This is a genomic window from Acidobacteriota bacterium, assembly GCA_028875575.1.
Lineage (GTDB): Bacteria > Acidobacteriota > Terriglobia > Versatilivoradales > Versatilivoraceae > Versatilivorator.
The window spans coordinates 13206-27005 of sequence record JAPPDF010000056.1 but is presented as its reverse complement, the minus strand read 5'-3'; the positions used below and the strand labels follow the sequence as shown (position 1 = coordinate 27005).

Annotated in this window: 11 protein-coding genes; all 11 read right to left on the bottom strand. The window is 60.9% G+C overall.

Annotation, left to right across the window (positions count from 1 at the left end):
* Window positions 1–299: 299 nt before the first annotated feature.
* Window positions 300–1529 carry an MFS transporter gene (locus OXI69_09235; protein ID MDE2666323.1) on the bottom strand — a complete coding sequence of 410 codons (1230 nt, stop codon included), beginning with the start codon at window positions 1527–1529 and terminating at the stop codon, window positions 300–302.
* 42 nt (window positions 1530–1571) lie between these two features.
* Entirely contained in the window at window positions 1572–2129 is a 558-nt protein-coding gene (locus OXI69_09230) for a CPBP family intramembrane metalloprotease (protein MDE2666322.1), read from the bottom strand.
* Window positions 2130–2204: 75 nt separating this feature from the next.
* Window positions 2205–3422 carry a bifunctional glutamate N-acetyltransferase/amino-acid acetyltransferase ArgJ gene (argJ, locus tag OXI69_09225; protein MDE2666321.1) on the bottom strand — a complete coding sequence of 406 codons (1218 nt, stop codon included), beginning with the start codon at window positions 3420–3422 and terminating at the stop codon, window positions 2205–2207.
* Window positions 3415–4821 carry an argininosuccinate lyase gene (gene argH / locus OXI69_09220; protein ID MDE2666320.1) on the bottom strand — a complete coding sequence of 469 codons (1407 nt, stop codon included), beginning with the start codon at window positions 4819–4821 and terminating at the stop codon, window positions 3415–3417. Before argH ends, argJ begins: the two co-directional genes overlap by 8 nt.
* A gap of 84 nt (window positions 4822–4905) precedes the next feature.
* The gene (locus tag OXI69_09215; protein MDE2666319.1) at window positions 4906–6114 is read right to left on the bottom strand and encodes an argininosuccinate synthase; all 1209 of its coding nucleotides are present in this window, start codon (window positions 6112–6114) and stop codon (window positions 4906–4908) included.
* 12 nt (window positions 6115–6126) lie between these two features.
* On the bottom strand, window positions 6127–7098 hold the full coding sequence (gene argF / locus OXI69_09210; GenBank protein MDE2666318.1) for an ornithine carbamoyltransferase: 972 nt from the start codon (window positions 7096–7098) through the stop codon (window positions 6127–6129).
* Window positions 7099–7178: 80 nt separating this feature from the next.
* Window positions 7179–8384, bottom strand: a complete 1206-nt coding sequence (locus tag OXI69_09205) for an aspartate aminotransferase family protein (protein MDE2666317.1) — start codon at window positions 8382–8384, stop codon at window positions 7179–7181.
* 135 nt (window positions 8385–8519) lie between these two features.
* Window positions 8520–9314, bottom strand: coding sequence for an acetylglutamate kinase (gene argB / locus OXI69_09200; protein MDE2666316.1), 795 nt, complete (start codon window positions 9312–9314; stop codon window positions 8520–8522).
* A gap of 61 nt (window positions 9315–9375) precedes the next feature.
* The gene (gene argC, locus OXI69_09195; GenBank protein ID MDE2666315.1) at window positions 9376–10398 is read right to left on the bottom strand and encodes an N-acetyl-gamma-glutamyl-phosphate reductase; all 1023 of its coding nucleotides are present in this window, start codon (window positions 10396–10398) and stop codon (window positions 9376–9378) included.
* 183 nt (window positions 10399–10581) lie between these two features.
* On the bottom strand, window positions 10582–11382 hold the full coding sequence (locus OXI69_09190) for an outer membrane lipoprotein-sorting protein (protein MDE2666314.1): 801 nt from the start codon (window positions 11380–11382) through the stop codon (window positions 10582–10584).
* The gene (locus OXI69_09185; GenBank protein ID MDE2666313.1) at window positions 11379–13733 is read right to left on the bottom strand and encodes an MMPL family transporter; all 2355 of its coding nucleotides are present in this window, start codon (window positions 13731–13733) and stop codon (window positions 11379–11381) included. The genes OXI69_09190 and OXI69_09185 overlap by 4 nt, the downstream gene beginning before the upstream one ends.
* Window positions 13734–13800: the final 67 nt, after the last annotated feature.

Below are 13800 nucleotides of genomic sequence, written 5' to 3'. Positions count from 1 at the left end.
GCTCTATCCTCCTCGATCGATACCCTATCAGCGTGTAAACCATGTTTGCGGTTTAGGGTGTAAAGGATGAATGCGGTCTGTACCCTCTATCACTCCCCCCTGGAGGGGGAGTCGGTGAGACAAGGGCTCCGCCCGCAGTCGAACCGGTGGGGGGGACGGAACCGGCGAGATCGCCAGATAGGAGATCCAGCCCGCAGTCGAACCGGTGGGGGGCAGTCTCCGGGGTTGGTAAGAGGCCGCTGTTTCACCCTGTATGATCTGCCCGGCAGGGATGGGGCGGGCTATTCACTCTCCACGCCTCACTCTCCACTGTCTTTCCCAATGCATCGATAGACCATCAGCCCCAGCAGCCCGTAGAGGATCCCGTCCCCCCAAAAAACCCAGTACACGCTAATGGATGCCAACAGTCCGGCCATTATGGGACCGAAGGCGTTGCCCATCATGGTGAAACTGGAAAGCAGGCCGAAGCCGGAAGCCCGCCGCTCGTTGGGGATGACCCGGCTGGCCAGGCTGTAGGCAATGGTCACGATGCCCCCTGCCAGAAATGCCTGTGAGACCCTGAGCACCAGGAGCTGAGTAGCGCTGGTCGCCAGGGTCAGCGCCAGGCAAAAGGCAAGTCCGAGGCCCAGCCGCCGCATAAGGAGCCTGCGGGCTGAGTATCGGGCCATCTTTCGGCCGAAGTACCAGGCAGCCAGGGCTTCCCCGAAGGCGGACAGGGAGAGGATCAGGCCCGACAAGCTTGCCGCCCGAACCGGGTTGGCGGTCACGGAGGTGACGAATAGCGGGATGGCCGGGGCAAAGCTCCGTTCGATCACGGTAGCCGCGAGCAGCAGGATGGCCAGAACCTTCAGGTTGGGCAGTCGCCACAGGGAGAACAGACTCTCGGGGGTAGTCTCGTCGTCGGGAGCTGTTCGAGAAGAATCGCGATTGGGGTTGTCCCGGTATAGAAGGAGAAACAACACCAAGGTGAGGAAACACATTGCCGCCGTGACGAAGAAGGTGTTTCGAATGCCGATCCAGGCTGCCAAAACTCCGCCCAGGAATGGGCCGAGGGCCATGCTGAAGGTTTGGGTTGCCTGCAGACCGCCGATCGCCCGCGTAATCCTGTCCCTTGGAGCGGAGTGGGCCACCAGGGCCACCGAGACGGATCCGAATCCTCCGAAGAACCCCGAGAGAATCCTCAGAATCAACAACTCCTCAACGTTTCTGGCCAGGCCCATCAAGAACCAGATCACGAACAGAACCAGTGAGACGCGGATGGCCATGATCCTGAGGCCGTAGCGGTCTGCCAGCTTCCCCCAAAAGGGACCGACGAACGAGGTGATCAGAGGGCTGATTCCCAGGATGAGACCCGACCAGACAGCCACCGCCGCCTGGGACTCCACCCCCAGTTGAGCCACGTAGAGCGGCAGGAAGGGCATGACCAGCATGAACCCGGCGCCGATGAGGGCGGCCGAAAAGGTGGCGGCCAGGTGATTGCGGCGCCACTGTTCAAGCAGCAGCCATTGCAGCGGAATGAAACGGGCCATGGAACGGGGTCGATCCCGGGCAATCCTCAGGTCGCTCGACGGTCAGTCCGAGTCCGTGGAAGGTGCCGGGTCCGAACGGTTGAGCAGCCGGATCATGACAAAGTTGACGGCGACGTGCGACAGCGTATTGGGGAACAGGTTGCCGCTCAGTTCAAAGAGACATCCGAAGAGAAATCCCGCGAAGGCCGCATAGGCGGCCCAGGGGAGAAAGACCTTGCGGGGAATAAGGTGCACCGCCCCAAAGAGCAGGCTGGTGGGAAGCAGTCCCAGCAGCGGTTGGATGACGCCTCGGAAGAAGATTTCTTCGGCCGTGCCGCTGAACAGGGCGATGGCTCCGATCTGCCAACTCCCCAAGGGCACCAGTAGCTTTCGAAACTCCAGGTCCAGTTGTCGAGCCCAGAAAAAATTCCTGCTGGCGTAGAGCGATAGTGCGATCAGCAGCAGGGCTCCCCCCAGGCCCCAGAGCAGGTAAGTTGCGGCAGTTGCTCTTTCCGTTGGGAGAAAGAGTATCCAGGTCAGGCGACCTTGAAGGTAAATGATCCCCATGGCCAGAAGCCACAGGACCAGGTAGAAACGGAGGGCCGGTACGAGAATGGTCATTGCTGCCGGTCGCTCCCGTCCATATTCGTATGGCCCTCATGAGGGGAGTCCGGCGAGTCGTACCTCTCCACCGCCTCAGGTGCGGTAATCGGCATTGATGTGAATATATTCGGTGGTGAGGTCGCAGGTCCAAAAGGTGGCATCCGAGCTGCCGGCATTCAGTTGAACGGTCAGATCGATGTCCCGTCGACGCAAGATTTCGCTGGCGCGGCTTTCCTCGAAGCTGACGGCTCCACCCTGGCGGCACACGACCAGGTCTCCCAGTGAGATGGAGACCCGTCGGCTGTCGAAAGGAACGCCGGAATAGCCGGCGGCGCAAATGATCCGTCCCCAGTTGGCGTCCTCCCCGGCCAGGGCCGTTTTTACCAGGGGGGAATTGGCGATGCTTCGGGCGATTTGAGCCGCATCCTCCTCGGAGGGGGCTCCAGTCACCCGTATGGTCACAAACTTGCTGGCGCCTTCTCCATCCCGGACAACCTGCTGAGCCAGGCTCTGGCATACCCGGGTCAGTCCCTCCACGAACAAATCCTGAGCGGGACTATTCGGCTCGATCGCCGGTATTCCCGAGCCTCCATTGGCCATAATGGCCAGGGTGTCGTTGGTTGAGGTATCCCCGTCGACGGAAATCCGGTTGTAGCTTCGCCGGCAGGCCTGCTCGAGCGATTGCCGCAGCAGGGAAGGGCCGATATCGGCATCGGTGAGCACAAAGCCCAAGGTGGTGGCCATGCGTGGATGAATCATGCCGGCGCCCTTGGTCATGCCGGCAATGCGCACCGGCCGGCCGCTTATCGAGGCTTCGGCGGTGCAGACCTTGGGAGTGGTATCGGTGGTCAGGATGGCCCGTGCGGCGGCTCCCAGCTCACCGGGACCCAGTGACCGTTTCAGGTCATCCAGTTTGGCGGTGATGCGGTCCGCCGGGAGGGGAACTCCGATGACTCCGGTGGAACACACCAGGACCTGATCCACCGGGACGGCCAGGGTCCCGGCGGTGGCCTCGGCCATGGCAACGGCCGCCGCCATGCCGGGTTCTCCGGTACAGGCATTGGCGTTCCCGGAATTGATGATCATGGCTTGAAGCGCCCCCCCGCTTTCAAGCAGGTGCCGCTGAGAAAGCACCACCGGCGCGGCCTTGACCGCATTGGTGGTGAATACCGCGGCGCCCCGGGAGGGACGAGTGGAATAAAGCAGGGCCAAGTCCAGGCCGGACGCCTTGATGCCGGCAGCCGCGGCGGCTGCCTGGAAGTCCTTGGGAGGCAGGATTTCAGCAGAATTCAGGGTCCAGTTTTCAGACACTTGTTCCCCTTTCCGAGGGATTCCGCAGGGTCAGGGACTGTTCTGCACGGGACATTGCTTCGGCAACTCGCGCCGGCGACGTCCCACCCGCAACCGACCGCACCTCAATGCTATGCTGGACAGACAAGGCCTGGAACAGGTCTTCGGCGAAGAGCGAAGAAAACTGGCGGTAGCGACTCAGGGGCAACTCCGGCAGGTGGATGCGCTGCCTTTCGCATTCCAGAACGATCCGCCCCACCAGCCCATGGGCCTCGCGGAAGGCCATTCCTTTGCGGACCAGGTAGTCGGCAAGATCGGTGGCGGTCATGAAGTCACCCTCAAGCGCTCTTCGGGCCGCCTCGGCGTCGATTTTGAGGGTGCGCACCACCACCTGAGCCACCTGCAGGCAGTCCAGCAGGGTGTCCAGGGTGTCGAAGAGGACCTCCTTGTCTTCCTGCAGGTCCTTGTTGTAAGTCAGTGGCAACCCCTTGAGCAGAACCAGGAGCCGGGTGACATTGCCGATCACTCTTCCCGATTTGCCGCGAAGCAGTTCCAGGGAATCCGGATTCTTCTTCTGCGGCATGAGGCTGCTGCCGGTGGTGACTTCATCGGAAAGTTCGATCCAGCCGCACTCCGGCGTCGAAAAGAAAATCAGGTCCTCAGCCAGTCGGCTGAGATGCACCAGAGAGACTGAGCCGGCGCTGACGAAGTCCACCAGGTAGTCCCGGTCGCTGACGGCGTCCAGGCTGTTGGCGGAGATGCGCGAGAATTTGAGCTTCTTGCGCAGGAACTCGCGGTCGACGGCGAAGGCGTTTCCAGCCAGCGCTCCCGCTCCCAGGGGCATGCAGTCGGTCCGGCGGTAGCAGTCTTCGAAGCGATCGCGATCCCGGGAGAACATCTCGAACCAGGCCAGCAGATAGTGAGCCAGCAGAATGGGCTGGGCCTTTCTCAAATGAGTGTAGCCGGGAACCACCAGGTCGGGTCGGCCCTTGGCCTGACTCAGCAGTTCGCCCATCAGTCCCTTCAGACCTTGTTGGACCCTGCCGATGGCCTTTTTGAGAAAGAGCCGGGTGTCCACCGCCACCTGGTCGTTCCGACTCCGTCCGGTGTGAAGTTTCAGCCCGGGTTCACCGATGATCTCCACCAAGCGCGCTTCCACGAAGCTGTGGACATCCTCGTCCTTGGCGTCCGCCAGGAAACCGGGGTCCTGCTGGGCCCGGTCGCGGATTTCTCCCAATCCCTCCAGGATGCTCCGGAGTTCCTGAGGAGAGAGTATCCCTGCCTGTTCCAGGGCCTCGGCGTAAGCCATGGATCCCTCGATGTCTTCCAGAATGAGTCGGCGATCCAGGCCGAAACTGGCGTTGAAGCGCTCGAAAGCCTCATCCATGCCTCGAGTGAATCTTCCGCCCCAGGTACTCACGACTCCAACCCTCCGTTTCCGTGTGCGACTTGCGCCCCACCCTATTGAACCTGTTCGGTCCAACCCTGCCGGCCAACCCCGGCCTCAGCGGCGGGATTGTTGCCTTTGAATGAGGGCACGGACCTGAACGGGCAGCCCAAAGAGGTTGATGAATCCCTTGGCGTCAGCCTGCCGGTAACCGCCGGCCTGGTCAAAGCTGGCCAGGTCTTCCCGGTAGAGGCTGTGGCAGGAGGTTCGGGAGGCGACCGTCAGGTTGCCCTTGTAGAGTTTCAGGCGGACGGCGCCGCTGACCGGCTGTTGAGTCTCCGTCACGAACGAATCCAGGGCCTCGCGCAGCGGGGTGAACCACTGCCCGTTGTAGACCAGATCGGCGTAGGTGAGGGCCAGCATGTCTTTCACCCGCAGGGTGTCCCTGTCAAGGCAGATGGATTCCAGCTCCCGATGAGCCTGCATCAGAATGGTTCCACCCGGAGTCTCGTAGGTTCCCCTGGATTTCATTCCCACCAAGCGGTTCTCAACCATGTCGACCCTGCCGATGCCGTGTTCTCCTCCAATCCGGTTGGCCTGCTCAACCAGTTCGGCCGCCGCCAGGCGCTGGCCGTCCAGGCCGACCGGAGTCCCCGATTCGAATTCCACTTCCAGATAGCGGGGTTGGTCTGGTGCTTTTTCCGGCGCCGCGGTGAGGTGCCAAAGGGACTCCTCGGGTTCGGAGGTCGGATCTTCCAGCGATCCGCCTTCATGGCTGAGGTGCCATAGGTTGCGGTCCTCGCTGTAGATCTTTTCCTTGCTGGCCGTGATGGGAATCCGCCGCTGGTGGGCGTAGTCGATGGCATCCTCCCGGGACTCGATGTCCCACTCCCGCCAGGGAGCGATCACCTGCAGATGGGGAGCCAGCGCCTTGTAGGTGAGTTCGAAACGGACCTGGTCGTTGCCCTTTCCGGTACAGCCGTGAGCCACCGCGTCGGCTCCTTCCCGGATGGCGATCTCAACCTGCCTCTTGGCCAGAATGGGGCGGGCCATGGAGGTCCCCAGCAGGTACTTGCGCTCGAAAATGGCTCCGGCCCGCAAGGTGGGCCAGACGTAGTCCCGAATGAACTCCTCCTTGAGATCTTCCACGTAGAGTTTGCTGGCCCCGGTTCTCAGCGCCTTTTCTTCCAGTCCCTCCAGCTCTTCAGCCTGGCCGACATCGCCCGCCATGGCGATCACTTCACAGCCATGGTTTTCCTTCAACCAGGGAATGATGATCGATGTATCCAACCCACCGGAGTAGGCGAGTACCACTTTCCTGACCACGACGTACCTCCTCTACACGGCCTCTCCGGCCATCAGCAGCAACAGCAGGGCTTTTTGCACGTGAAGGCGATTCTCCGCCTGGTCGTATACCACCGATTGCGGCGAGTCGATCACCTGGGGCGCCACTTCGTAGCCGCGATGGGCGGGCAGGCAGTGCATGAACAATGCCTCCCCGTCGGCCAGTGCCATCAGCCGGCTGTTCACTTGATAGTCGGAGAAGACCGTCGCCCGGTCTTCCGTCTCCGCTTCCTGACCCATGCTGGCCCATACGTCGGTGTAGACTGCGTTCGCCCCTCGGACAGCTTCCCTGGGATTTCTCGAAATCGTGATGGTGGCTCCGGTGGTGGCAGCCGTACCCATGGCTTGACGCACGATTTCAGGGTTGGGTTCATAGCCGGCCGGGCTGGCCACCGACAAGTGAATTCCCAGTCGGGCGGCTCCCAGGATCAGAGAGTGGCAGGTGTTGTTTCCGTCACCCACGAAACAGAGTTTGACGCCGGAGTTCAAGGACAGCCTTTCGGAAAGGGTGAAATAGTCTGCCAGGGCCTGGCAGGGATGCAGCAGATCCGTGAGGCCGTTGATCACCGGAATTCGTGCATGTTCCGCCAACTCCACCACCGAGCGGTTCTTGTAGGTACGGGCGACGATTCCATGGACCCAGCGCTCCAGGTTGCGCGCCACGTCCCTGATGGATTCACGCTCACCGAGCTTGGCGTCGCTATGATCCAGAAACAGGGCATGCCCTCCCATACTGGTCATTCCCACGTCAAAGGTCACGCGTGTTCGCAGGGACGGCTTCTCGAAGATCATGGCCAACGTCCTACCCTTCAGGCTGAGGGCAAATTCGTCCGGAGCCTTCTTAATTCTCCTGGAGACCTGGAAAATGAGCTGGATGTCTTCGGGAGTCAGATCCTGAATGGACAACAGATCGGAGACGCTGAGCCGCTCCCTGGAAGCTGAACCGGCCGTGGCGGGATCAGACATGAGCACCTCCCCTCGGCCTGCAGGCCGGCCGTGCAAGGCCGCACCGGGGCCCGCCGGTTGCCGCCGGGAGGGTCCTGGACCTATTGATCGGCGGGAACGTTGGAAAAAATCTTGTCGAGGGCTTTGGCAAAGCGAGCAATCTCTTTTTTGGTGATGATATAGGGCGGAAGAAAGCGGAGCACCGTGTTGGCCGTCACGTTGATTACAAAACCGGCCTCCAGGCACTGGTTGACGATCTCACGGGCCGGAAAGTTCACTTCGATGGCCAACATCAGTCCCTCGCCGCGCACGTCCACCACGAAGGGATATTTCCGTTTGAGATCCAGCAGCTTCTGCTTGAAGAAATCCCCTTTCTCGCGAAGATCCGCGAGAAACCCTTCTTCCTGAAGGATTTTGACGAACTCGAACCCGAGGCGGCAGGCCAGGGGGCCTCCTCCGAAGGTGGTGCCGTGGTCGCCGGGTCCAAAGGTCAGGGAAATCTCTTTGGAGGTCAGCACCGACCCCAGCGGCAAGCCCACGCCCAGAGGTTTGGCAAGCGTGATGACATCCGGCCGGATTCCGAACTTCTGGAAGTAGAAGTAGCGTCCCGTGCGGCCCAGCCCGCTTTGGATCTCATCGAAAATCAGCAGGGCCCGGTGTTCTTGGCATAGGTCGCGAGCCGCCTGTAGAAATTCCCGGGAACAGGCGTGCACTCCGCCCTCGCCCTGGATGGGCTCGATGATAATGGCGCAGACCTTGTCATTGAACTTGGACTGCAGGTCTTCCACCTGGTTGCGTTTCACGAATTGAAACCCCGGGACCAAGGGGCCGAACGGGGTCCGGTAAGTATCGTTGTAGGTGGCGGACAGGCTTCCATAAGTACGTCCGTGGAAGGAATCGTCCAGCGTCAGAATCTGGTTCTTGCCTTCCCCCAACTGGTTCTTGTAGGCGTATCCACGGGCCAGCTTGAAGGAGGCTTCCACGGCCTCGGTGCCGCTGTTGCAGAAGAATGCCCGCTCCATTCCCGAGATCTCCAGCAGCTTCCGGGCCAGCAGGGCCTGATAGGGGTGATAGAAGAGGTTGGAGATGTGGATCAACTTCTTGAGCTGCTTGCGCATCGCGTTGGCGATGCGCGGATGGTTGTAACCCAGGGCACTGACAGCGATGCCGGAGAGCAGATCCAGGTAACGCTTGCCCTCAAAGTCGTAAAGCATGCACTTGCGCCCTTTCTGGACATACAGGGGGTACTTCTTGTAGTTGCTGAACAGGACCTGGGACTCGAATTCCTCAATTTGTTTCAGATTCATCAAATAGTCCTCCGAAGCATGAGTGGGGCGCCCTGGACGTGTGCCGGGGGCGCTCCCGGGAAACTGACTGCAGAGCGGATGGGATGCCGAAGGCTTACGGAAGAAGTGCAGGCCCTCAATTCCGAACGGCGGCCGTCAATGAATCGCCGTCCCCAGGGATTCACCGGATTCCAGCAACCGAACCAGGCAATCGTGCTCCCGACCGCCAAGAATATTGACCGGGGAGAGTCCTTGCCGGATGGCCCGTTCACAGGCGCGAGTCTTGGGAAGCATGCCTTCGGAAATCACACCCTGTTGCCTCAGGCTCTCCATTTCCGTTCGACTGAGTCGGGGGATAACCTGGCGGTCCGCGTTCAGCACGCCCGGGACATCCGTAAGAAAGATCAACCGATCGGCCCGACAGATGAGGGCTACGGCCGAGGCCATCTCATCGGCGTTGACATTATAGAAAGTGGCGTCCGGACCGACTCCGAAACAGGCAATGATCGGGCAGTAGTCGTGCTCCAGCAGCAGATCCACCAGGGCGGGATTTCCCTGGGAGATCTCTCCGACCTGCCCGTAGTCGAACGGGGGTTCGTCCGGCGGGTCATCCCGGTATTTGTGAGCCAGAAAGCTCGATCCGTCGGCGCCGCATAGACCGACGGCCCCCCCTTCCAGGTCATTGAAAACCGCTACGATGTTCTTGTTGACCAATCCTCCCAGGACCATCTGAACCACCCGCATGGTCTCCGGGTCGGTAACACGCAACCCCCTATGGGTTTCTGTGGGAATGCGTAACTTCTTCAAGTAATGCTTGATCTGTTTCCCACCGCCGTGAACCACGACAATCTGGTGGCCGCGGCGCCTCAGGCCGATGAGCTGGGCGACAATTCTATGGAGAAGCCCTGATTCCGTCAACAAGCTTCCACCCAGTTTGACGACCAAACGCACGGCAGCTACTCCCGTCCAAGAATTCTTCCGGAAACGCCCAGGGGCAGGGCCGGTCGAAAGGTCACAGCAGGCCCAGGGTTTCCTCCAGTCCCAGCATGACGTTCATATTCTGGACCGCCTGGCCGGCCGCTCCCTTTCCCAGGTTGTCGATGGTGGACACGATTATGAGATCCAGGTCCTGCTGGCGCCAGCCTATGTCGCAGAAGTTGGTGTGGGCCACGTGTTTCACCTCCGGAAACTCACCTTCAGGGTACAAGCGGATGAGGGGGGCCTTTGCGTAGGCCTGCTCCAAGCAGGCGCTAACCTCTGCGGGCGAAGCTGAGGCTGCGGTCTTCACGTAGATGGTGGAGAGAATGCCTCGGTTGATGGGCAGGAGATGAGCCGTGAAGATGAGACGCTGGTGGCCCAGCTCTTGCCAGATTTCGGGCGAATGGCGGTGGCGCCAGACGTTGTACGCCTTGAAGCTCTCGGTGACTTCCGAAAAGTGCGTGTTCGAGGATGGCGTCTTGCCGGCTCCGCTCACCCCTGACTTGGAGTCGCAGATAATCTGGCTTTGGGGAGCAACCATGCCGGCCTGCTGCAGGGGAATCAGAGGAAGCAGCGCCGAGGTGGGATAGCACCCGGGATTGGCCAGCAGTCGAGCGTCCCGGATAGCCGGACGCACCACTTCGGTCAGTCCGTATACGGCCTCCGACAGGTGTTGAGCGAAGCGGTGTTCGAATCCGTACCACCGCGGGTAGAGACCGGCTTCTCTCAGTCGGAAAGCCCCGCTCAGGTCGATCAGGCGCAGCTGCCTCTTGAGGAGTTCGGGGGCCAGGTCGTGCGCGGTCTGGTTGGGGGTAGCCAGGAACACCAGGGAGATCTCTCGTTGCCGGAGAAGGTCGTAGTCCAGGGGCTCGATCTTCAGGTCGCAACGGTGGCGGAACTGTCTCAACTCGTCACTGTAGAGCCGGGTCCCGCTGCGCTCGCGGTTGGCGGTCATCAAGGTGGTCAGCTCCACCTTCGGATGGGACAACAGCAATCGGACGATCTCCGACCCCGAGTACCCGCTGGCTCCAATGATGGCTACCTTCGGGATTGGCACTGCAATGCTCCTTGATGGTCTCCAACGGCCTCTGTCCGGATCATCCACGGCCGCCGCACAAGTGATGCGTTCCCCGCTACCTGGCCTGCTCGCGGCCAGTTCCCGCCAGACAGCGATAGGGTAACATCTCCTGCAGCCCTCCCCCAAATTTCACTGCAGCCGCTGGAAGAGGCGAAGCTGAAGCTATCGCTCGGAAGCCGGGGAGGCGGTGTGTTGTTGGAGAGATTCTTTCCGAAACAGATCGGGTTCGAATGGAGGGTCGAATTCGATGGACTGCACCGTCCATTGGAGTTGGGAGTCTCGTTGGGGACTGCTGATCCGGGCTTGGGTCACCGTGGGAGTTCCCTCGACCACCTTGGTTTCGGTCGCCACGATCTTTCTGGCCAGGCGGTTGGTCCGGTCGTACAACTCCCACTGAACCATGGTCAACTTGTCGGCGCTCAATGCAAGGATGGTTCGGGGGAAATCACTCTTTCTGGAGAACTCGGGCTTGAGCCGGTTCTCCACCAGGTGGCATGGGACGCCTCTGACTTCCCGGCTGCCCAGGAAGTGGTGGGTGTACTTGGCCAACTCCCCGCCAATCAACTCCTGGACCGAGATGCGAAGGCTCTTGTACTTGTAGTGGCGGGAACCGGAAATGCGAACCTTCTTTCTGAGGGCGCTCTGGGGGCGAAAGGCCATAAAGTCGGAAGACCCGTCGGGACGTTCGTGGACCAGGAGAAGCTTCCCCTGTTCGGACGGGGGAGACTCCATGCGGATGAAGTGAGAGGTCAGCTTGGACTGTACCCGTCTCATCCAGGTGAAGGCCAGAACGATGGGCGGTTGGCTGCCCTTGACGTGTTTAACCTGTACGGTCACCCGCTTGTTCTTGCGGGCGGCCTGTTCCAGGTAGGCGGCGATCAGCTCGTCGCCACGCTCATCGCCCAGGGCCGGCGAAGCCACCGCCAGGCAAATGCAGGGGATCAGCAGCCGCTGAGGCTTCATTGGGATTCCCTTGGAGAAATTGGAGCACTACCGTCCCTCGCCCGAGCGCTCCCGTGCACAACCAGGAGAAGAGTGGGCAGAAGCAACAGGTTCGTCACTAAATTGAACCCCATTACGAAGGCCGAAAGCAAGCCGAACTGGGAAACGGGTGCAAAACGCGACAAACCGAAGACCAGAAATCCCAGAGCGACCACGGACGCGGCTGCCGACATGGGGCCGCCGGCTCTGGTGAGACTCTCGCGGGCAGAGGCCTGGGGGGACAGGCCTTCCCTTCGGCAGCGTTGGAACCGGACCAGGTACTGGATGCAGTTGTCGACGCCGATCCCGATGGCGATGGCGGCAATGACGCTGGTGTTGACGTTCAGCGAAAGGCCGCCCCAGCCCAGCAGGCCGAAGAACATCAGGACGGGCAGGCCGGCCGGTATCATGCACATCAGGCCCACCTTGAACGATCGGCAGAGGAATATCAGGATGGTGAAGATGAAGGTCACCGAAAGCAGCAGGCTCTTCACCTGTTCTCTCGCCAGTTGATCCGAGGTCAGGTTCATCAGGACCAGCGTGCCGGTGGTTTGTAGTTGCGTGGTTGGGGGGAGCAACGGGGCGGCCAACTGCCCGACCTGGTCGGTAAGCGCTCTCAACTGTGTGGATTCGAACAGCGAAGACCGGACCAGAATGCGCAGGGCCGTGTGATCCTCGGACAGAAATTCGCGGCTCAATTCGCGTGGATCGGATTCGATCAGGTCCAGCATTTCCACCAGGATGTCCTGTTGGCCAGGAAGCCGGAAGAAGGCGGGCTGGTTCTGATGAAGGGCCTGATTCAGCAGTTTCATGCTATCGACGATCGAGAGGGTTCGATCCACGCCGGGCACATCCTGCAATCTCTGCTGGATCCGATCTACGGCGCGCAGGGTGGCCGGGTCGGTCAGGGGCGACCGATCCCGGCTCTCGATCACGATGGAAAAGCCGGACAGGCCGGAAAGATGCTCCTCGAAGGTTCTGGTGGCCTGCACCACCGGCGCCGAGTCCCGGAAGTGTGCGAGATAATCGGTGCGAACCTTCACCTGGAAGGCGCCTGCCAGTCCCAGGACGGCGCACAGACCCGCGATCGAATAGATCCAGCGACGGTTATCAAGATTGAAGTGCCCCAGTTTTTCGAAGAAGGTGTGTCGATGGCTGCGATCGTGTCCGGAAATGCGGTGCCTGGAGGGCACGCGCAGGTAGACCAGGATTGCCGGGATCAAGTGCATACAGAAGACATAGCTCAGGAAGACACCCAGGACGGCGAAAAGCCCCAGGTCGCGGATGGCCGGAATGCGATTGAATATGAGGGCGGCGAAGCCGGCCATGGTGGTGAAAGCCGAAGTGGCAATCGGTCTATGGGCGCGCTGAAGGCTCTCGGCCACGACCTCCCGATATTGCTGCCGGGTGAGCCGTCCCCGCCCATCGGAGGAGATGCGGTCATAGGCCTGGAGCAGGCACTGGTAGTAGTGAGTGAGGAGGTGAATGGTATAGGAGCCGCCGTTGGCGATCAGCAGCGAGGGCAGCACCAGTGTGGTGGGTTTCAGTGGGAATCCGCCCAGCACCATGGCCGCCAGGGTGCAAACCAGGGTCAGTCCGATCGCCGCCAACGGCAGGATAACACCGCGCCGGGAGTGAAAGTCGAAGGCCAGAATCACCATCACCAGCAGCACGGTGATGGGAGTAAAGACCCAGAGATCCCGGACCATGTTTCCCATGCCGGCAACTTCCATTTCCGGAACCCCTCCAAAGAAAAGGTTTCCCTGGCGAGCGAGCGGCGCTGCCGCCGTCCGGATTTCGGCGACAAGGCGGCTCATCCAGTCTTCGCTCTGAGAAGATCGTTCCTCCAGGAAAACCAGCAGGGAGGTGGTCCTCAAATCGGACGAGATCAACTCCTTTTCGTACAGGGGGTTGTCGCGGAGGCGAGCCCGTAACGCCTGCGGATCCAGCTGTTCCGGGGACTCGGGAATCAGGGGGGATATTTCAACAGCACCGTCTCGCTCCAGAATGTCCAGCGTATTGGTAAGGCTCAGCACCCGCCTCACCCCGGAGATCGCCTCGATGTCCCAGGTGACCTGCCGAATGGAAGCGAGGGTGTCCGTGTGGAGCAGGTCGTCCGCCGTGAGACCGATCAGCAGGACTTCGTCATTGCCGAAAATCCGGCGTGTCTTCTGATGGACGAGGTTGGCAGGGGAGTCCGAGAGAATCAGGGTCGAGGGGGAGGTGTTGATCCGGAGGTCGTCGAGGGAGGGGAGCAGCAGCGCACTGACGGCTCCCAGCAGAAGAAGGACCCAGGCCGACCGCTTCAGGACCCAACGCCAGTAGCCGCTCATGCCGCATCCATCCGGAGGCACCAGCCACCCGGTGAGAAACCGGGTTCCAGCTTGTTAGGGGGAAACT